This is a genomic window from Segatella baroniae DSM 16972 = JCM 13447 (assembly GCF_000426585.1).
GTDB classification, from domain to species: Bacteria; Bacteroidota; Bacteroidia; order Bacteroidales; family Bacteroidaceae; genus Prevotella; species Prevotella baroniae.
Window position 1 is genome coordinate 242,638 of record NZ_AUFQ01000003.1, and the last position, 19,567, is coordinate 262,204.

A 19,567-nucleotide genomic window follows, 5' to 3' on the forward strand; every position below is an offset into this window, starting at 1 on the left:
AATGAGCGGCATGCTTTTGCACGGTTCATGCGGGTTTGTCGGCAATTATTCGTACATTTGCAGCACGTAAATTAAAGAGAAACGAAATGAAAAAGAACATCATAGCACTCATCGGCGCCATGGCTTCACTCTGCGGTTGCGGCAATCCCAACATCAAGACGGTGGACGCCGACCAGTTTGAGAGCCTACTGCTACGCCACAAGATACAACTGGTGGACGTGCGCACACCCGAGGAATTTGCCAACGGCTTCATACCGTCGGCCGTCAACATCGACGTGAAGCAGGACGGATTCAGCGAAAAAGCCGAGCAGATTCTGAGCAAGGACAAGCCGGTCGGCGTTTATTGCCGCTCGGGCAAGCGGAGTCTGGTGGGCGCCAACATGCTGGTGAAGTCGCAGTTCAAGGTGGTCAACCTGAAAGGTGGCATTATCGAGTGGATGGAAAAAGGCAAAAGAATACAAAAATAAGGGGAAACGGCCTACAAGGAAAGCCGTTTCCTGTCCAATATCCTAATCTCCTTGCCCTTGACAAGGATAATGCCTTCTTTCTCCAAGTCGGCAAGCACGCGGAGCAAGGAGAACTTCTGAATGCCGAACGAATCGGCGATGGCCTGGCGCGAATGGTGGAGATGGATGGTGTCGCCGCCTTGCTCGCCCGCCGTCTCCAACAGGAGACAGGCCACTTTCTCACGGATGGTGAAGAGACTCAGCACCCGCATCTTCCGGGTGAGGAAGACGTCGATGTTGCTCAATATGCGTATGAAGTTCATGCGGAGCGTCTCGTCGACGTCAATCAGGCGTTGGAGGTCGGCCGGCCGCAGGCGCAAGACGGTGACCTCGCTGTCGGTCTCCACGCTCACGGGCATGGCATTGTCTTTCGCGAAGACGAAAGCCGGGGCCACCAGGTTGCCCGGCCGGAGCCTGCTGACCTCTATTTGCTTGCCCGACACCGACGACATGCGACAGACAAGCGTGCCCGTCAGCACGATGTCGGCCCACTCGCAGGGCATGCCGGCCAAGGCGTAGACGTCGTGGCGGGCGAACCTGACGAGCTTGTAGTCGACACCGCCCAACGCAAACGCTATCCCAGCGGGGGACAGTCCGGCGAACAAGGGACATTTCGCAAGGGCTTCCATCAATTGTTCGGACGACATACGATGCTATGAAAACAATGATTCATCTACTTAAAAACGCACTTTTCGTTTGGCGCCCTTGCTCTCGTTGCTCATCCGGTCGAGGGCGGTGACGACATAGACGCTGCGGCCCTGAAGCGCGGAAGCCGGCAGTCGGTACATCGGGCGGTGCGTGATCTCGACTATCTTGGAGGCGTCTTCCAGATTGACATGCTCCTTTGCGTCAAACCGATAGACGACATATTTGGCCGCCACATCATCCCACTTGCGGCCCTTCGGGGCCGTCCAGAAGAGCACCGGGCCGTCTTCGGTGTCCAGCAGCTTGAGCTTGCGCGGCTTCTTGGGTGCCTTTCCGTCGATGAAAGGCATGGCGGGCATGAGCGCGGGATACTTCCAGTAATAATCACGAAGCGTACTTCCGATGTTGCCGACGTTGTCGACGGCAGCCTTGGCATACCAAAGCACCGTTCCCTTCACGTTGCGCATCTGCTGATGGAGCTTGTGCTTGGCAGGCAACTGGTGGCTGGAGGGATTGGCGGGGTCGGCAAACTTGGCCGTCCTGACGATGTCCTCGCCGATGAACAGGGGGCGTCCGGCGGCATGGCGGTTCCACCAGGTGATGAGCGTCCGGTAGTCGGCGGCCTTGTTTCCTATCTCCCAGTAAATCTGCGGTACGGTATAGTCCACCCATCCCTTGTTGATCCAGAAGAGAACGTCGGCATAGAGGTCGTCGTAATTGGAGAGTCCGTTCGTGTCGCTGCCGTTGAGCGGGTCTTGTTTCTTGTTGCGATAAATGCCGAAAGGCGAGACGCCGAACTTGACCCATGGCTTGATGGAATGTATCGTGTCGTTCAATTGCCGGATAAAAAGATTCACATTGTCACGCCGCCAGTCGGCAATGTTCTTGAAACCGTTGTTGTATTGGCGGAAAGTCTCCTGGTCGGGAATCGGCAGTCCGGCAGCCGGATAAGGATAGAAGTAGTCGTCGATGTGGAAGCCATCTATGTCGTAACGGCGTACAATGTCGGCGGCGACCCGGCAAATGTAGTCCCGATTGGCGGGCAACCCTGGATTGAGAATCAGCTGTTGGTCGTAGCTGAACGTGCGTTCCGGGTCTGCCACGCCGACATGGTTGGCCGCCAAGAGGCCCGTCGACTTGGTCTTGGCCCGATAGGGATTGATCCAGGCATGCAGTTCCATGCCCCTACGGTGACACTCGTCGACCATCCATTCCAACGGATCCCAATAGGGAGACGGCACCTGGCCCTGCGTTCCCGTGAGAAAACGGCTCCACGGCTCGTAGGGGCTGGGATAAAGCGCGTCGCACTCGGCCCTCACTTGAAAGATGATGGCATTGACACCGTCGCGCCGCAGCTCGTTCAGCTGGTAAGACAATGTGGATTTCATCTGTTCGGTGCCCATGCCTTGGAACTGGCCGTTGACAATCTGAATCCAAGCACCACGGAATTCCCGCTTGTTCTGTGCGCCCAAAGGAAGCGCCAAGAACAAAACAAGGAACAAAAGACAGTTCTTCATCTTGCTATTTCTTATTTCGGCACAAAAATAAGTATAAATTTTGGGAATCTGAAAAAAAACTCTACATTTGTAACTAAATGAAAGTACGCCACATTCATCATAGAACACGCATCCATCTACTGCTGGGATTCTTGTCGGCAATGCACTTTCTGCCGTCGATGGGCGTCGAACGGCCCGACTTGTCCATGGTGAAACGCATCTTGAACTACGCCCAGCATGTCGACACGACAGGCTGCTACGGCACCACCACCTACGCCTATACGAAATACACGCTGAACGTCAGCCGCAGAAACGCGGCCCTGCTGGTGGTCCCCAGCATGTATGCCATCGCCCACGGGAAAAGGCGCAAGTACATCACGGAGACCTATGAGAAGGTGTGTCTGAAAGGGATTGGCAAATACGAGACGCGCAAGGTGCTCGACATCACGACCATTCCACACAGACGCCACAGCATGACGACGGTCTTGAAATACATGACTCCGGACTTATACCATGAAACCATCATAGAGAACAGCATATTCTCGCCCTTTCATGTCAACAACATCAGGTTCTACAAATACTATGTCACCTTTCTCTCCAACGGCACGGCGCGCGTCGCCTTCAAGCCGAAATACACCAACACACAGCTGGTTGTGGGGCAGGCCATCGTGAACGCGGTCGACGGCAGGGTCATCAGCGCGACACTGAGCGGCGAATACGACATGATCAGATTCAACATGAACCTGTACATGGGCGAAAAAGGCTTCCGCTCGCTGCTCCCCAAGGACGTCCGGCTGTTCTGCAACTTCAGCTTCATGGGCAGTCGGACGAAAGGCAGCTTCAGGGCGGTCTACAACTTGCCTGAAATCAAGCCTGAAGACATGGCCGGAGAAAGCGACGCGGAACGCATGGAGCAAATAAGACCCGTGGCTTTGAACATGGAAGAAACGGCCATCCTGTCAACCTACGAGGAAGACATGCGGAACAGCCGGGCCGCGCAGGACTCCATCAAGAGCAATACTCCCAAATGGAAAGAACGCCTCTGGGACATGATCGGCGACAACCTGATCAACCGCATCAAGAGCAACTACGGCAACAAGAACCAGGGATATCTCCGAATAAACCCCATCCTGAACCCGTTGTACATGGGCTACGACCACAAACGGGGCTTCACCTATAAGTTTGATGTAAGGACACAATACCTCTTCACACCCAACCGCGAACTGAACCTGCGCTTCAAATCGGGTTACGCCTTCAAACAGAAACAGTTCTATTTCACCCTCCCCCTCTATTTCTATTACAACAAACGAAGGAACGGCTACATCAATATGGAAGTTGGCAACGGCAATTGGACGCGCTACCAAAGGGTGACGAAGAAGGCGGAAGACATCATTGAAGACGACGCGAAGAGGCAACAGCGGACACCCGGCACCGACAAGGACGAGACAACGGTGCGCGAAGACCGGAAGGCTTTCTTCAAAGACACCCGCCTCAAGCTCTCCAACAACTACGACATCAGCGACAACTGGAGCTTCCAGGTGGGGCTCGTCCACCACAAGCGCACCGCTGTGGAAAAGGATTTCTACAGAAAAGCCAAGCTGCCCGCCGTCTATCAGTCCGTGGCGCCGACCATGGAGTGGCAGTGGCGGCCCACAGGGTGGCACGGCCCCTACATAACGCTGGACTGGGAGCGTGGTATCAAGAAGTTCCTGAACGGCGATATCAACTATGAACGGTGGGAGCTGGACGGCCAGTGGATACTGAGGCCGACGCGCCTGCACAGCATACAGATGCGACTGGGCACCGGATTCTACACACGAAAAGAGGGATATGCCTATTTCCTGGACTATTCCAACTTCAGAGAGAACAACATTCCGGGTGGATGGAGCGACGACTGGAGCTGTGACTTCGCACTGTTGAACAGCGACGAGTACAACACTTCCAATTGGTATGCCCGCAGCAACCTCACGTATGAAAGCCCCATACTGGTCGTTTCGCGCCTGCCATGGTTGGGAAATTTCGTCGAAATGGAGAGAATCTACGTCAACGGACTGTTCGCGAAAGACCTTCATCCCTATCTGGAAGCCGGTATCGGCTTTACGACCCGCCTGTTCAGCATGGGCGTATTCGTGAACAACAGCAACGGAAGGTTCAAGGAAGTGGGGTGCAAGTTCGGTTTTGAACTGTTCAGACGCTGGTAGAAAGGCAGAAAGGATAAAGAAATGGCAAGTTTGACGATATATAGAGCGAGTGCGGGGGCCGGCAAAACATTCACGCTGGCCGTCGAGTATATGACATTGTTGATCAACAATCCTTATGACTTCAAGCGCATTCTGGCCGTCACGTTCACCAACAAGGCCACGGAAGAGATGAAGCTGAGGATTCTTTCACAGCTGTATGCCCTGGCCTATCTCACCGGCGCGAAGAAAAACGACTATCTGTTGCAGATTCAAGACAAGACGGGACTGGGCGAAGGCGTCGTCAGAGAACGGGCGAAGATGGCCCTGCATCTCCTACTCCACAACTTCAACTACTTCAGGGTGGAGACCATCGACAAGTTTTTCCAAACCGTCTTGCGCAACCTGGCACGCGAATTGGAATTGAACGCGAACCTGACGGTGGCCCTGAACGATATTCAGATTGAAGAGAAGGCCGTCGACGAAATGATAGAGGAACTCGACGGCAAGTCTCCCGTGCTCCACTGGATTATGGAATACATATCCGATTCCATGCAGGACGACAAGTCGTGGAACGTGATTGACAAGATCAAGGACTTCGGAAGAAACATTTTCAAAGACGAATACAAGGCGAACGTTGCCGGAATCAATGAACGTTTTCATGAAAAAGGCTTCTTCAATGCCTTCAAAAAACAATTGAAAAGCATTGAAGAAGAAGGCGACCGACACATCAAGGAGCAAGGAGATGCGTTCTTCGAACTGCTGGAACAGCACGGGTTGCAGGAATCGGATTTCAAGAAAAACGCCGTCAATTATTTCACAAAGCTGAAGACCGGCAGATATGTGGACGAGGGAGAGAAGAACATTGTCTACAACAAATCCGCGCGAGAGGCGGCCGAAAGCGCGGACGGCTGGGTGCGGAAAGCCGACAAGACGGCGGGGAACGCAGCCTACGAATTGGCCGAGAGCCGGCTGGTGGAGTTCATTTCCGAGTCGGAAACACTAAGAAAAAGGCAGTTGCGGCAGATTCTCAGCGCCCGCATGATTCGACAACACATCGACCAGTTGCGTCTGCTGAAATACATCGAAGAGAAAGTCAGGGACATCAACAACGACCATAACCGTTTCCTCTTGAGCAACACGCAAACGCTGTTGCACGACTTGATAGGTCAAAGCGATTCTCCGTTCATCTTCGAGAAAATCGGTGTCATACTGGAACACATCATGATAGACGAGTTTCAGGACACGAGCAACATCCAATGGAACAACTTCAAGGTGCTCCTGAAGGAGTGCATGAGTCACGAAAACGCGTTCAACCTGATCGTAGGTGACGTCAAGCAAAGCATTTACCGATGGCGTGACGGCAACTGGCGGTTGCTGAACAAGCTGGAGCAGCAGTTCAATCCACAGCAAATCGAGTCGGAAACGCTGGCTACGAATTATCGTTCGGACGCCAACATCATTCATTTCAACAACAAATTCTTCATGTTTGCCCGGCAAGAGGAATACAATGCGCTCGCCAAAGACACGCCCGCAGAAGCCGAAGAACTGTTGAAAGCATATTCGGATGTGGCGCAACGGATTCCGCCAGGCAAAGACGTGCCGCGTGGTCTTGTGGAAATCAAATTGCTTGAAAGCAAATCCAACAGCTATGTCACGGAGACCTTGGAGCATGTGGGCCGAAAGGTGCAGGAGTTGTTGGACGCCGGAGCCAGGGAGAGTGACATTGCGATACTCGTTAGAAACAACTCGACGATTCAGGACATAGGCGATTACTTCATGGAACACATGCCCCATGTCAGGCTGGTCAGCGACGAGGCGTTTCACCTGGACGCCGCTTTGGCTGTGAACATGCTTGTCATGGCGATGCGGGTGATAGCCGACCCGACAGACCAGATAGCGAAGGCAGCCCTGCTGTTGAACCATCGCAAGAATATCAAAAAGACCGAAGAAAGAATCACCGACATCCTGATCAAGGGGAAAAGCGTGGACGAACAACTGCCGACGGCCTTCATACAGCACCTGGAGGAATTGTCCGTCATGCCTGTCATGGACATGGTGGAGAAAATATACCACATCTTCGACCTGAAAGATTTGGACAAGCAAAGCGCATACGTGTGCGCTTTCTTTGACGAGTTGGGGAATTTTCTCAACGAAAATGTGGCGGATGTTGTTTCATTCCTCAAGTATTGGGACGAAGACCTGCACAAGAAATCCATCCAGAGCAGCGAACAAAAGGGAATCAGGCTCATCACCATCCATAAAAGCAAAGGTCTGGAATTTGACCACGTCATCATGCCTTTCTGCGACTGGCTCTTGGAAAAGCGCAACACCATTTGGTGCAAGCCGACCGAAGCTCCCTATGACCAACTCAGCTTGATTCCCGTCGATTTCGACAAGAGCAAAATGCTCAACAGTATCTTTGCGCAGGACTACAAGATAGAGCATTTACAGAACATGGTGGACAATCTGAACCTGCTGTACGTTGGTTTTACACGTGCCAAGCGCAACCTTTTCGTGTATGGACAAAAGGGATGTTCCGACAAGAACAGGTCGAAGCTGCTTGAAGACTTCATAAAGGGAGACTCCTACTCTTTCGGAGAACTGGACATTCCTATGGAGAAAGAACAGGATGAGACCAAGACTGACAACATCTTTGAGGTCAAGCCGCAGGATGTTGCCATCCAAATAAAGAACTACAAGACCATCGTGGACTTCAGACAAAGCAACAAGAGCAAGGACTTTGTCAACGGTGAAGAGGACGACGAGGGCACACAACGACAATATATAAAGATGGGGAATGTATTCCATCAGATATTCGCGTCGATTGGAACAACGGCCGACATACCGACCGTGCTGGCGACGCTGGAGCACGATGGCGTCCTGTTCGACAACTATCTGACCTACGACAAGGTCAAGACAATGCTGCAAAAACGATTCGACAACCCGACGGTCAAGGATTGGTTCTCGGACAGGTGGGATTTGCACAACGAATGCTCCATCCTGCGCTACGATCCCATAGCGGGAAAATTGATGGAGCGCAGGCCCGACCGCGTGATGACCGACGGCCAGGAAATGATTGTCGTTGATTTCAAGTTCGGCACTCCGAAGGAAGAACACCGAAGACAGGTGAGCGAATACATGCAGCTGCTGAGAGAAATGGGACATACCAATGTAAAGGGTTATCTCTGGTATGTTTACACCAACAAGATAGATGAAGTAAAATGAGAACATTCTTATCAGATGTCGCCAACGACATGATACGCAAATATGGAACGAACCTATCCCGTATAGCGGTCGTATTTCCCAACAAACGTGCTTCGTTGTTTCTGAACCAATATCTGGCCCAAGCCGTGGACAAACCATTGTGGAGTCCTGCCTATATCACTATCAGCGACTTGTTCCGACAGCACTCCACCAAGACCGTGGGCGACCCCATCAAGCTCATCTGTGACCTACACAAGAGCTTCAACGAGGTGACGCTGCTGGACGAGAAGCTGGATCGCTTTTATGGATGGGGGGAATTGCTGCTTGCTGACTTTGACGACATTGACAAGAACATGGGAGATTCACGGCTCATCTTCTCCAATCTGAAGGACATCCATGAGATGGACAGTCTGGATTATCTTACGGAAGAGCAGCGCATGGCCCTCCGACGCTTCTTCAATAACTTTCAGGACGACCAGGATTCCGAACTGAAAAGGCGGTTCCTAAACCTATGGAGCCACCTGGAAGCCATCTATCAAGACTTCAAGGAGCGTCTGACAAAGCAGAATATAGCCTACGAAGGCATGCTTTATCGGGAGATTGTCGAGCAACAGAAACTCGATTTCAAATATGAGACCTACATCTTCGTGGGCTTCAACATGATGCAGAAAGTAGAACTGCTCTTGTGCGACAGGCTGAAGGAACAGGGGAAAGCCAAGTTCTACTGGGACTTCGACGACTTCTACATGCCGCACGAAAACGAAGTGGAAAAGGAAGCCGGACACTATATCGCCTCTTATTTGAAATACTATCCGAATGAATTTGACAACACGGACACCCTCCTCTACCACCACATGTCGGCCCAAAAGGACATCTCCTTCGTCAGCGCGGCGACGGAAAACATCCAAGCCCGCTATGTAAGCAGCTGGCTCAAGCAGAGGAAAAGGATGCAGGACGGCGCAAAGACGGCCGTCATCCTATGCAACGAAAGCCTGCTCCCGACCGTCATCCACAGCCTTCCACCCACCTATCAAGACAATGGGGAGAAGAAGTTGCAAGTGAACGTGACGACAGGCTATCCATTGCAGCAATCTCCCGTCTCTACGTTCGTCAAGCTGTTGTTCTCATTGCAGACGGAAGGCTTCAAGGCGGAAGCAGGAAAGTTCAGGTGGCACTGGGTGAAAAAAGTTTTGGGCCATCCCTATTCCTCCTTTCTGTCAGCCAGCCTTCAGGAGGCCGTTTTCCAACTCAAGAACAGCCATCGCGTATTGCTTTCAGAGAAAGAATTGGCTCTTGACGACGGACTTGCCCTCTTGTTCCGACACGCCGAGGGCAACAGGGCCATCTGTCAGTGGGCTTGTGAAGTACTACGGAGTGTCGGAATCCATTCTTCCCAACAAGCCGAGTGGACGCAAGCTGCCACAGACCCGCTGTTCCAAGAGTCTCTTTTCAGGATGTACACCCTGTTGAACCGCCTCTTGGGGCTGATAGATTCAGGTGACTTGGTGGTGGATGTAGCAACATTGCAGAAGCTCATCCAGCAACTCATCGCCTCCACCTCCATCCCTTTCCATGGAGAACCCGTCATCGGTGTTCAAATCATGGGCGTTCTTGAGACGAGAAACCTCGACTTCGACCACCTGCTCATTCTCTCCTGCAACGAAGGAAACATGCCGAAAGGGGTCAACGACGCCTCCTTCATCCCTTATTCCATCCGCAAGGCAAACCAGCTGACGACGATAGACCATAAAGTCAACATCTACGCCTATTACTTCTATAGGCTGATTCAACGTGCAAAGGATGTCACCATTCTCTACAACAACGCGGTCAATGACGGCCAGACCGGCGAAATGAGCCGGTTCATGCTCCAACTCATGGTGGAGAGCAGGCATGCCATCCGCCGCCTCAACCTCAATGCCGGGCAAGTTCCGCTCACCGTCGCGAGCACCAGCATTCCCAAAGATGAAAACGTAATGCACATCTTGGACGGCCTGACAAGGATTTCGCCCTCGGCTTTGGGGACTTACCTGCGTTGCCAACTTCGGTTCTATTTCCAATATATTGCGGGAATCAAGCAAAGCGATCGTGAGGACGAAGGTATCGACAACAGAATCTTCGGCAATATCTTTCATCGGGTGGCAGAACTGTTCTATCAACCTTATGCGGAAAGAAAGGTCACCATTCACGCGGAAGACTTGCGCCAGGCGAAGGAGAACACCATCGCGCTCAACCAGCTGGTGGACAGAGCTTTCAAGGAAGAACTCTTCAAGACGGCCATCCAAGAGAAGGTAGAATACAACGGCCTGGAACTCATCAACCGTCAAGTGATCTTGTCCTACTTTAAAAACCTGATTGAACTGGACATCCGCAAAGCCTCGTTCAATGTTCTTGGAACAGAGCTGGACATAGACAAATGGGTGGAGACCGAGACCGACGACGGCCCTAAAAAGATTCAGTTGTGCGGCAAGATCGACCGGCTTGACTTCAAGCCGGGGCAGGGATTGCAGGTCATAGACTACAAGACAGGACGGGCCGGACACGCGGGGGGAATCAACGGCGTTGAGGACATCTTCGTTCCGAAGAACATAGACAAGCATTCCGACTACTACCTACAGGCCATGCTCTACTCCGTCATGGTGAAAGAGAAGCATGACCTCAACCCCGACAACGCTCCCGTAAGCCCTTCTCTCCTATTCATTCAGAACACCTTCAACAAGGATTACAAGGCGACGCTGGCCTTGGGGAAGGATGAAATAGCCGACATTGCCGCTTTTCGCGATGAGTTCATGGCCCACCTGTCGACCCTCATGGCCGACATCCTGAATCCGTCCAAGCCGTTTGAGCCGACGGCAGAGACCGGCCGATGCACCAACTGTCCCTATCGGCAAATCTGCAAGAGTTCGGAAAAGTGACGAATCGTCACGAGATCGCTGTGCGTGAAGTCGTCTATCATCTCATGTTGCCAAGTTGTATGGAAAGGGATATGCACGGCATGTGCCCCTATCTCCAACGCCGGAATCACGTCGGAGCGGAGTGAGTTGCCCACCATCAGCAGCTCATCAGGGGCTATGTCCAGCTGTCGGCACAAGTCGAGAAACGCTTCTCGCGTCTTGTCGGACACGACTTTCACCAAATGGAAATGCTCCGAAAGCCCCGAACGCTTCAGCTTGTTCTCCTGATCCAGAAGCTCTCCCTTCGTAAACATGACCAGCCTGAACGACGTATGCTTGCGCAAATGGGCCAGCGTTTCCTTCACTTGGGGCAGCGGCGTGGCGGGAATACGCAACAGCGACTTTCCCAACTTGATGATTTCGGCTATCATGTCAGCCGAGATACGCCCTCCACTCACCGCAATCGCGTTCTCGACGAGCGAGATGGTGAAAGCCTTGCAGCCATATCCCAGCAGTGGCATGTTGCCGGTTTCGGTTTTAAACAAACTGTTTCCAACCTGTTCCGCCGCCGCATAAGGTGACAGAATCGAAGCATACCGCTCCTCCACCCTGTCGAAATGGGACTGACAGTCCCACAACGTGTCGTCCGCGTCGAACGCTATCGCCTTCAGCTTCATCGCAGTTCGGGGACTATGGCCAGATACTCTACAGCTTCGGGCGTCTCGTTGACGAAATGGTGCACATGTCCTTTGGGACAATAATGCACCTGCCCTGCTGCCACCGATTCCTTCTCACCATCGCAAAAGAACGTCATCACGCCCTTCAGGACATAGATGACCTCACAGTTTACTTCATGCAGATGGTCACCACTCGACGCACCCGGCGCAAGCGCGCTTCTCATGATCTTGATGTTCTCGTCCACATAATTGCGTGTCCGCAACTCTCCTTCGCCTCCCTTGAAGCCCATGATGCGGGCTTCCGCCATGCCATTGAAATCTATCACCATAATGATTGCATATTGGTTTGCAAGCGCAAAAGTACATAAAAATATGCTTTGAATCGGCATTATCCGAGAAGATAAAAACAAAAAGGCGGCAAACCTTTCAGGTTTGCCGCCTTTATTCCATGTGATAGTCCTACGACAGTCTGATTACATCATGCCGCCCATGCCTGGAGCCGCAGCCGGCATAGCGGGCTTGTCCTCCGGTTTGTCGACCATGACACACTCGGTGGTGAGCAACATGCCTGCGATGGAAGCGGCGTTCTCAAGCGCTACGCGGGCCACCTTGGCCGGATCGATGATACCGGCCTTGCGCAGGTCTTCGTATTCGTCCTTGCGGGCATTGTAACCGTAGTCTCCTTCGCCCTCGCGAACCTTGTTGACAACGACCGAACCCTCACCGCCCGCATTGGCGACGATTTGCCGAAGCGGCTCTTCGATGGCACGTTCGACGATGTTGATACCGGTCTGCTCGTCCTGGTTCTCACCCTTCAAGTCCTTCAGGTCTTCCAAAGCGCGGATGTAGGTGGTGCCTCCACCGGCCACAACGCCTTCCTCTATGGCTGCACGCGTGGCGCAAAGGGCGTCGTCCACACGGTCTTTCTTCTCCTTCATCTCCACTTCCGAGTTGGCGCCGACGTAGAGAACGGCCACGCCACCGGCCAACTTGGCCAGGCGCTCCTGCAGTTTCTCCTTGTCGTAAGAGCTTTTCGTGTTGGCAATCTCATTCTTGATTTGAGCCACGCGGTCGGCAATGCTCTCCTTCTGGCCAGCCCCGTCGACGATGGTGGTGTAGTCCTTTGAAACCGTCACCTTCTTGGCAGAGCCGAGCATTTCGAGCGTTGCCTGCTCCAGTTTCAAGCCCTTGTCCTCACTGATGACGACGCCACCGGTCAGAACGGCGATGTCTTCGAGCATGGCCTTGCGACGGTCGCCGAAGCCGGGAGCCTTGACGGCGCATATCTTCAGGCCGCCACGCAGACGATTGACAACCAACGTGGTCAATGCCTCCGAGTCAACGTCTTCCGCGATGACCAGCAGGGGGCGTCCACTCTCAGCGGCGGGCTGCAGAATGGGCAGGAAGTCCTTCAGATTGGATATCTTCTTGTCGTAGAGAAGGATGTAGGGATTCTCCATCACGCACTCCATCTTCTCGGCGTCGGTAACGAAATAGCCCGAGAGATAGCCACGGTCGAACTGCATACCCTCAACCACACCGATGTTGGTGTCGCGGGTCTTGCTTTCCTCGATGGTGATGACGCCGTCTTTCGACACCTTGCGCATGGCGTCGGCGAGGAGCTTTCCGATTTCAGGATCGTTGTTGGCAGAGACGGTTGCCACCTGTTCTATCTTGTCATAGTTGTCATCCACCTTCTCGGCATGGCTCTTGATGTGCTCCACAACGGCAGCGACAGCCTTGTCGATACCACGCTTCAAGTCCATCGGATTGGCTCCGGCGGTGACGTTCTTCAAGCCTTCGTTCACGATGGCCTGCGTCAGGATGGTGGCGGTCGTCGTACCGTCGCCGGCGTCGTCGCCGGTCTTGCTGGCCACACTCTTGACGAGTTGCGCGCCGGTGTTCTCAAACTTGTCCTCCAACTCGATTTCCTTGGCGACGGTCACGCCGTCCTTGGTAATCTGCGGAGCACCGAACTTCTTTTCAATCACTACGTTGCGTCCCTTCGGGCCGAGTGTCACTTTAACGGCATTAGCCAACTGGTCCACGCCTTTCTTCATCAAGTCGCGGGCGTCTACATCATATTTAATATCTTTAGCCATATCTTTTTTAATGTGAAATGTTGAATTTGAAATGTCAAATGGGGCCTGACGGCCGTCCATTTATTCTACAATTGCGAGAACGTCGCTCTGGCGCATCATCAGATACTTCTCACCGTCGTTCTCAAGTTCGGTACCGGCATACTTGCCATAGAGCACGACGTCGCCTTCCTTCAGTATCATCTGCTCGTCTTTCGTACCTTGCCCAACGGCAACCACCTTGCCACGCTGTGGCTTTTCCTTGGCCGTGTCAGGAATAATGATTCCTCCTACCTTCTCTTCAGCTGGCGCAGGAAGCACCAGCACTCTGTCTGCTAACGGTTTAATGTTCATAATTCTATGTTTTATAAGTGTTCTTTTAGCTTGTCACTGCCCCTTTAATGCCAAAAGCATGCCAAGCGACAAAACCCTGACAAAACTGTCAATGGGCTGACAAAGATGTCAGTTCATCTTTATGAAATTATTTGACATGAACCCCGTCGATGGCTGCAATATTTCCCACAAAAAGTTTTTTGCCAGCAAATACGCGAACTTTCAGCACGAATATAACCAACTCATTATCAACATTATACAACCAGACACCCACTCACCGTGCGCTTTTCATCGGCCAACGGCCATGCTTTCGCGTCCTTTCCACGGCTCTTTCGGCCTCTGAAAGTTGCGTTTTATGCCTGCAACGGCAATGCCCTGACACTCCAAAAGCACAGCCGTTGTTCCCGAACGGCTCACCCGTCATCCGCCATCCGGAAGTCCGTCGCCTTGTCTCCACGCTGGATTGGCAGTCTCGGAAGTGTTAAAATTCACTCTTCTTTCTTGACAAAAGCAGCGTCGCCGACAAGCTTTCGGCCCCCCATGGTCGAGCGGCCGGAAGCCTTTCGGGCCACAAACTTTGCCACATTATATTATAAAAAGGAGCCATTCGCTTTGCAAAATGTCAAAATTCTTTTATCTTTGCAACAATGTCGCAATGCGTCGAACCTCCTTAAAGGTGACGATCGCCCTGTCATTGAGACAATTCACAAACACAGCATACGTATATGAAAGATTTTTTCAAGCATGTTTTCGCCACCATGGTGGGCCTGTTTCTCTTCGGTTTTCTAATGACCGTGCTCGGCTTCATCAGCCTTGTCGGCATTCTCGCAGCCTCCGGAGGGAGTAACGAAATCAAGGACAATTCCGTCCTGGTGCTCAATCTGGACGGCGTCATGACCGAACGGACGGAAGACAACTTCCTCTACAAGCTCAACGGCATAGACGGCATGAGCTTCGAAGCCTATCAGCGGGCCATCCGAAACGCCACCGACAACGACAAGATAAAAGGCATTTTCATCCAGGCCAACAGCTTTGGAGCGGAAATGGCCCATCTGGAAGAACTCCACCAGTCGCTGGCCGACTTCAAGAAAGCGGGCAAATGGATCATCGCCTACGGTGAAGGAATGTCGCAAGCCAGCTACTATCTGGCGTCACTGGCCGACAAAATCTATTTGAATCCGGCAGGAGAACTGAACTGGATGGGCCTCGGCGGCGAAACGCAATACGTCAAACACATGCTGGCCAAGGTCGGCATTCGGGCCGTTCCCGTGAAGGTGGGCAAGTACAAGAGTGCCGTTGAATACTACACAGAGGACAAAATGAGCGACGCCAACCGTGAGCAGACCGAGCGATACCTGAACGGCTGGTGGAACAAAATCGTGACCGACGTGGCCGCAAGCCGCAAGATCAGCAAGGATTCGCTCAACGCCTACGCCGACCGCCTCATCACTTTGGAAGATCCGCAGCAACTGGTGAAGGCCCGCATGGTCGACGGTCTCATCTACAACGACCAGACGAAAGGCGTCGTTGCCAAGATGTTGGGGCTGGACAAGGACGACGACATCAACCAGGTGGCGGTCGATGACCTGCAGGAAGAGCCTGTCGATGGGCTTCGAAGCCAGATTGCCGTCTACACGGCCGTGGGCGAAATCGTCGACAATGTCAGTCCGCAGAGCCTGTTCCAAGGCAACAGCCAGATTGTGGGGGACGACTTCTGCAAGGACATGCGCGACCTGGCCGACGACGAGAACGTGAAGGCTGTGGTGCTGCGCATCAACTCGGGAGGCGGTTCGGCCTATGCTTCTGAACAGATGTGGCACCAGATCATGGAACTGAAAAAGAAGAAACCCGTCGTCGTCTCCATGAGTGGAGCCGCTGCTTCGGGCGGTTATTACATCAGCAGCGCGGCCAACTACATCGTGGCCGACGCCAACACCATCACGGGAAGTATAGGAATCTTCGGCATACTCAAAGACCACAGCAAGCTGTACACCCAACTTCTGGGCATGAAATTCGACGAGGTGAAGACCAACCGCAACTCGGTGATGGATGCACAGGGCCACTTCCTCACCGACGAACAGTTCAACATGGTGCAAAGAAGCGTGGAGCGGGGCTACTGGTTGTTCAAGAAACGCGTGGCCGAAGGCCGTCGCATGACGATGGACCAGGTGGAGGCCATCGCACAGGGACATGTCTATCTGGGGTCGGACGCGCTCCGCATCCGTCTGGTCGACGCCCTGGGCAACCTCGACACGGCCGTCAAAAAGGCGGCCCAGTTGGCCAAACTTGACGACTACGGCGTGACGCGCCACCCTGAAGAGCAGGGATTGCTGGAGCAACTGCTCGACATGGACGACAGCGTGGACAACTATCTGAACGGCAAGCTCAGGCTTCTGCTGGGCGACATGTACGAACCGCTGAAGATGAAGCACGACCTGGAGGCGATGGACCGCGTACAGGCACGCTTGCCTTTCTTCGTTTCGCTCGTCAAATAAGACAGGAACCCTCATGAGAACCGAAGGAGATTTCATCAAGATCAACGAATGGTTGCTGCCCTTCAGCTGGCTGTTCGAGACGGCGGTACGGCTGCGCAACGCGCTCTTCGACATGGGAATCATCAAGAGCCGGGCCTATGACGTGCCGGTAATCTCCATCGGCAACATCACGGTGGGTGGCGCCGGCAAGACGCCCCACACGGAATATCTGGTCAGACTTCTGAAAGACCACATGAAGGTGGCCGTGCTCTCCCGGGGCTACAAGCGCAAGACGCGGGGCTACCGGCTGGCCGACAGCCGGTCGACCATGCGGGAGATAGGCGACGAACCGATGCAAATGAAGACGAAGTTTCCCGACCTGACGATAGCCGTCGACGGCAACCGACGACGAGGTATCGACCGACTGACCCACGACGAGGGCACCAAAGGCACCGACGTCATCCTGCTGGACGACGCCTTCCAGCACCGCTACGTGAAGCCGGGAATCAACATTCTGCTGGTCGACTACCACCGACTGATCATCTACGACAAGATGTTGCCGGCGGGAAGGCTGCGTGAACCGCAGTCGGGAAAGAACCGGGCCGACATCGTGATTGTCTCCAAATGCCCCAAAGACCTGAAACCGATGGAGTTCCGTGTGCTGACCAAGGCGATGAACCTATACCCTTACCAGTCGCTTTACTTCTCGACAATCGACTACAACGACCTGGTTCCGGTCTACGGGGACGACAAAGCCCCCCTGCCCCTCCACACGATTCAGGACAGAAACATCCTGTTGCTCACCGGCATAGCCTCCCCCGACCAGCTGATTGTCGACCTGAAGGGCTATCAAACGCAAATCACGCAGTTGGCCTATGCCGACCACCACCATTTCAGTCGCAAGGACCAGGAACATATCAATGCGGTCTTTCAAGCGATGGAAGGGCCTAAAATGATCATCACGACAGAGAAGGATGCGGCTCGACTGCGCACGGCGGAACAGCTGTCGCAGGACGTGCGCGACGCCATGTATGCCCTTCCGATCCAAGTGAGATTCCTTTTGAATCAAGAAGAGAACTTTAACAATCAAATCATAAGCTATGTACGAAAGAATTCAAGAAACAGCATCCTGGCTAAAAGAAAGGATGACCACAAGCCCAAAGACGGCAATCATACTGGGGACAGGCCTCGGACAATTAGCTTCAGAAATAACTGACAGCTACTCATTTGCCTATTCGGAAATCCCCAACTTCCCCGTATCGACGGTAGAAGGACACGCCGGCAGGCTCATCTTCGGCAAGCTCGGCGGCAAGGATATCATGGCCATGGAAGGACGCTTCCACTATTATGAAGGCTACTCGATGAAGGATGTGACTTTCCCGGAGCGTGTCATGTACGAACTGGGCATTACGACACTGTTCGTCAGCAACGCTTCGGGCGGCATGAACCCCGACTTCAAGATCGGCGACCTCATGGTTATCGACGACCATATCAACTTCTTCCCCGAACACCCGCTGAATGGCAAGAACTTCCCCACGGGCCCACGGTTCCCCGACATGCACGAAGCCTACGACAAACAGCTGCGCGACTTGGCCGACACGATTGCACGGGAAAAGGGTATCAAGGTGAACCACGGCGTCTATGTAGGCGTCCAGGGACCGACCTTCGAGACCCCGGCGGAATATCGCATGTACCGTTTGATGGGGGGAGACGCCGTCGGCATGAGCACCGTTCCCGAAGTCATCGTGGCCCATCACTGCGGTATCAAGACGTTCGGAATCAGCATCATCACCGACCTCGGTGGCTTCGACGTGCCCGTTGAGGTAAGTCACGAGGAGGTGCAGAAGGCCGCCAACGCCGCCCAACCGCTGATGACGGAAATCATGCGCGAGATGATTCGACGCTCATAAACAAGCCTCTATATATAAAATAGGTAAAGAAACAAAGAATGGAAATAGCGAAATTGGGAGAGTTCGGACTCATCGAAAGACTCACAAAAGACATCAAGCTCAAGAACAACTCTACCCGATATGGTGTCGGCGACGACTGTGCCGTGCTCCATTATCCCAACTCTGAAGTGCTCGTCACTACCGACATGCTGATGGAAGGGGTGCATTTTGACCTCACATACATCGATATGGAGCACTTGGGGTACAAGGCGGCAACGGTCAACATCAGCGACATCTTCGCCATGAACGGCACGCCCCGCCAGCTCATCGTGAGCATTGCGCTCAGCAAACGCTTCACCGTGGAAGATATGGAAGCCTTCTACGCGGGTCTCAACATGGCTTGCGAACGCTGGGGGGTGGACGTTGTCGGCGGCGACACGACGTCTTCCTACACGGGCCTGGCCATCAGTATCACTTGCATCGGTGAAGCCCGGAAGGAGGAAATCGTCTATCGCAACGGTGCCAAAGAGACCGACCTGATCTGCGTGACGGGTGACTTGGGGGCCGCCTACATGGGCCTTCAGCTGCTGGAACGCGAGAAAGCAGTTTATTACCAGCAGGTGGAGGAGGCGCGGAAGAAGGGCGACCAAGCCGCGCTGAAAGACCTTCAGCACTTCCAACCCGACTTTGCGGGCAAGGAATATCTGCTCCAGCGGCAGCTGCAACCCGAAGCCCGCGGCGACATGATAGCCAAATTGCGTGAGATGAACATTCGCCCCACGGCCATGATGGACATCTCCGACGGGCTGAGCAGCGAGTTGCTGCACATCTGCAAGCAGAGCCATTGCGGCTGCCGGGTCTATGAGAACAAGCTGCCCATCGACTATCAGACCGCCGTCATGGCCGAAGAGTTCAACATGAACCTGTCGACTTGCGCGCTGAATGGCGGCGAAGACTACGAACTTCTGTTCACCGTGCCCATCGGCGACCATGAGAAACTGGAGTCAATGGACAACGTTCGCCAGATCGGTTATATCACCAAAGCCTCTCTCGGCTGCATGCTCATCACCCGGGATGACCAAGAATTTGAACTCCAAGCACAGGGATGGAATCCTCTAAAATAGGATTCCACTCCCCTGCAACCCACTTCCCAGTCCGTAAAAGCGAGCCTTTTTCGTTAATAAAGATTAACCA

At 53.4% G+C, this 19,567-nt stretch carries 14 protein-coding genes; 8 read left to right on the top strand and 6 right to left on the bottom strand.

What is annotated here, in order from left to right:
* Nucleotides 1-86: 86 nt before the first annotated feature.
* Nucleotides 87-467, top strand: a complete 381-nt coding sequence (locus K334_RS0104060; protein ID WP_025880441.1) for a rhodanese-like domain-containing protein — start codon at nt 87-89, stop codon at nt 465-467.
* An 11-nt stretch (nt 468-478) separates the two neighbouring features.
* Here K334_RS0104060 and K334_RS0104065 read toward each other — a convergent pair whose 3' ends face one another.
* Nucleotides 479-1,153: a Crp/Fnr family transcriptional regulator gene (locus tag K334_RS0104065; protein WP_025880440.1), complete on the bottom strand. Its 675-nt coding sequence runs from the start codon at nt 1,151-1,153 to the stop codon at nt 479-481.
* Nucleotides 1,154-1,183: 30 nt separating this feature from the next.
* On the bottom strand, nt 1,184-2,668 hold the full coding sequence (locus K334_RS0104070; RefSeq protein ID WP_025880439.1) for a glycoside hydrolase family 10-like protein: 1,485 nt from the start codon (nt 2,666-2,668) through the stop codon (nt 1,184-1,186).
* Between the two features lie 77 nt (nt 2,669-2,745).
* Here K334_RS0104070 and K334_RS0104075 point away from each other — a divergent pair, with 77 nt between their 5' ends.
* The 3 genes from K334_RS0104075 to K334_RS0104085 are packed head-to-tail and all read left to right on the top strand — an operon-like array spanning nt 2,746 to nt 10,943.
* Nucleotides 2,746-4,848, top strand: a complete 2,103-nt coding sequence (locus K334_RS0104075; protein ID WP_027444555.1) for a DUF5686 family C-terminal domain-containing protein — start codon at nt 2,746-2,748, stop codon at nt 4,846-4,848.
* Between the two features lie 21 nt (nt 4,849-4,869).
* Nucleotides 4,870-8,052, top strand: a complete 3,183-nt coding sequence (locus tag K334_RS0104080) for a UvrD-helicase domain-containing protein (protein WP_027444556.1) — start codon at nt 4,870-4,872, stop codon at nt 8,050-8,052.
* Complete coding sequence (locus K334_RS0104085) at nt 8,049-10,943, top strand: PD-(D/E)XK nuclease family protein (RefSeq protein WP_025880438.1); 2,895 nt, start codon at nt 8,049-8,051, stop codon at nt 10,941-10,943. Before K334_RS0104080 ends, K334_RS0104085 begins: the two co-directional genes overlap by 4 nt.
* Here K334_RS0104085 and K334_RS0104090 read toward each other — a convergent pair.
* The 4 genes from K334_RS0104090 to K334_RS0104105 all read right to left on the bottom strand — a co-directional run bounded on the left by K334_RS0104090 (nt 10,910) and on the right by K334_RS0104105 (nt 14,031).
* Nucleotides 10,910-11,599: an HAD family hydrolase gene (locus K334_RS0104090; RefSeq protein ID WP_027444557.1), complete on the bottom strand. Its 690-nt coding sequence runs from the start codon at nt 11,597-11,599 to the stop codon at nt 10,910-10,912. The genes K334_RS0104085 and K334_RS0104090 overlap by 34 nt on opposite strands.
* Nucleotides 11,596-11,928 (bottom strand): cupin domain-containing protein, encoded by a 333-nt coding sequence (locus K334_RS0104095; RefSeq protein WP_025880437.1) that lies wholly within the window; start codon nt 11,926-11,928, stop codon nt 11,596-11,598. Before K334_RS0104095 ends, K334_RS0104090 begins: the two co-directional genes overlap by 4 nt.
* Before the next feature lie 144 nt (nt 11,929-12,072).
* Nucleotides 12,073-13,701, bottom strand: a complete 1,629-nt coding sequence (gene groL / locus K334_RS0104100) for a chaperonin GroEL (RefSeq protein WP_021588500.1) — start codon at nt 13,699-13,701, stop codon at nt 12,073-12,075.
* Between the two features lie 60 nt (nt 13,702-13,761).
* Nucleotides 13,762-14,031 carry a co-chaperone GroES gene (locus tag K334_RS0104105; protein ID WP_021588508.1) on the bottom strand — a complete coding sequence of 90 codons (270 nt, stop codon included), beginning with the start codon at nt 14,029-14,031 and terminating at the stop codon, nt 13,762-13,764.
* A 704-nt stretch (nt 14,032-14,735) separates the two neighbouring features.
* Here K334_RS0104105 and sppA point away from each other — a divergent pair.
* The 4 genes from sppA to thiL are packed head-to-tail and all read left to right on the top strand — an operon-like array spanning nt 14,736 to nt 19,497.
* A complete protein-coding gene (gene sppA / locus K334_RS0104115; protein ID WP_025880435.1) occupies nt 14,736-16,505 on the top strand; it encodes a signal peptide peptidase SppA in 1,770 nt (589 codons plus the stop codon).
* Between the two features lie 13 nt (nt 16,506-16,518).
* The gene (gene lpxK, locus K334_RS0104120; RefSeq protein WP_025880434.1) at nt 16,519-17,700 is read left to right on the top strand and encodes a tetraacyldisaccharide 4'-kinase; all 1,182 of its coding nucleotides are present in this window, start codon (nt 16,519-16,521) and stop codon (nt 17,698-17,700) included.
* Nucleotides 17,585-18,394: a purine-nucleoside phosphorylase gene (locus tag K334_RS0104125; RefSeq protein ID WP_081658022.1), complete on the top strand. Its 810-nt coding sequence runs from the start codon at nt 17,585-17,587 to the stop codon at nt 18,392-18,394. Before lpxK ends, K334_RS0104125 begins: the two co-directional genes overlap by 116 nt.
* A 38-nt stretch (nt 18,395-18,432) precedes the next feature.
* Complete coding sequence (gene thiL, locus K334_RS0104130) at nt 18,433-19,497, top strand: thiamine-phosphate kinase (protein WP_027444558.1); 1,065 nt, start codon at nt 18,433-18,435, stop codon at nt 19,495-19,497.
* Nucleotides 19,498-19,567: the final 70 nt, after the last annotated feature.

Bases quoted from the DNA above. Each gene is read 5' to 3' on its own strand.
- K334_RS0104060 (WP_025880441.1), top strand. From the start codon at position 87: ATGAAAAAGAACATCATAGCACTCATCGGCGCCATGGCTTCACTCTGC.
- K334_RS0104065 (WP_025880440.1), bottom strand. From the start codon at position 1,153: ATGTCGTCCGAACAATTGATGGAAGCCCTTGCGAAATGTCCCTTGTTC.
- K334_RS0104070 (WP_025880439.1), bottom strand. From the start codon at position 2,668: ATGAAGAACTGTCTTTTGTTCCTTGTTTTGTTCTTGGCGCTTCCTTTG.
- K334_RS0104075 (WP_027444555.1), top strand. From the start codon at position 2,746: ATGAAAGTACGCCACATTCATCATAGAACACGCATCCATCTACTGCTG.
- K334_RS0104080 (WP_027444556.1), top strand. From the start codon at position 4,870: ATGGCAAGTTTGACGATATATAGAGCGAGTGCGGGGGCCGGCAAAACA.
- K334_RS0104085 (WP_025880438.1), top strand. From the start codon at position 8,049: ATGAGAACATTCTTATCAGATGTCGCCAACGACATGATACGCAAATAT.
- K334_RS0104090 (WP_027444557.1), bottom strand. From the start codon at position 11,599: ATGAAGCTGAAGGCGATAGCGTTCGACGCGGACGACACGTTGTGGGAC.
- K334_RS0104095 (WP_025880437.1), bottom strand. From the start codon at position 11,928: ATGGTGATAGATTTCAATGGCATGGCGGAAGCCCGCATCATGGGCTTC.
- groL (WP_021588500.1), bottom strand. From the start codon at position 13,701: ATGGCTAAAGATATTAAATATGATGTAGACGCCCGCGACTTGATGAAG.
- K334_RS0104105 (WP_021588508.1), bottom strand. From the start codon at position 14,031: ATGAACATTAAACCGTTAGCAGACAGAGTGCTGGTGCTTCCTGCGCCA.
- sppA (WP_025880435.1), top strand. From the start codon at position 14,736: ATGAAAGATTTTTTCAAGCATGTTTTCGCCACCATGGTGGGCCTGTTT.
- lpxK (WP_025880434.1), top strand. From the start codon at position 16,519: ATGAGAACCGAAGGAGATTTCATCAAGATCAACGAATGGTTGCTGCCC.
- K334_RS0104125 (WP_081658022.1), top strand. From the start codon at position 17,585: ATGTACGAAAGAATTCAAGAAACAGCATCCTGGCTAAAAGAAAGGATG.
- thiL (WP_027444558.1), top strand. From the start codon at position 18,433: ATGGAAATAGCGAAATTGGGAGAGTTCGGACTCATCGAAAGACTCACA.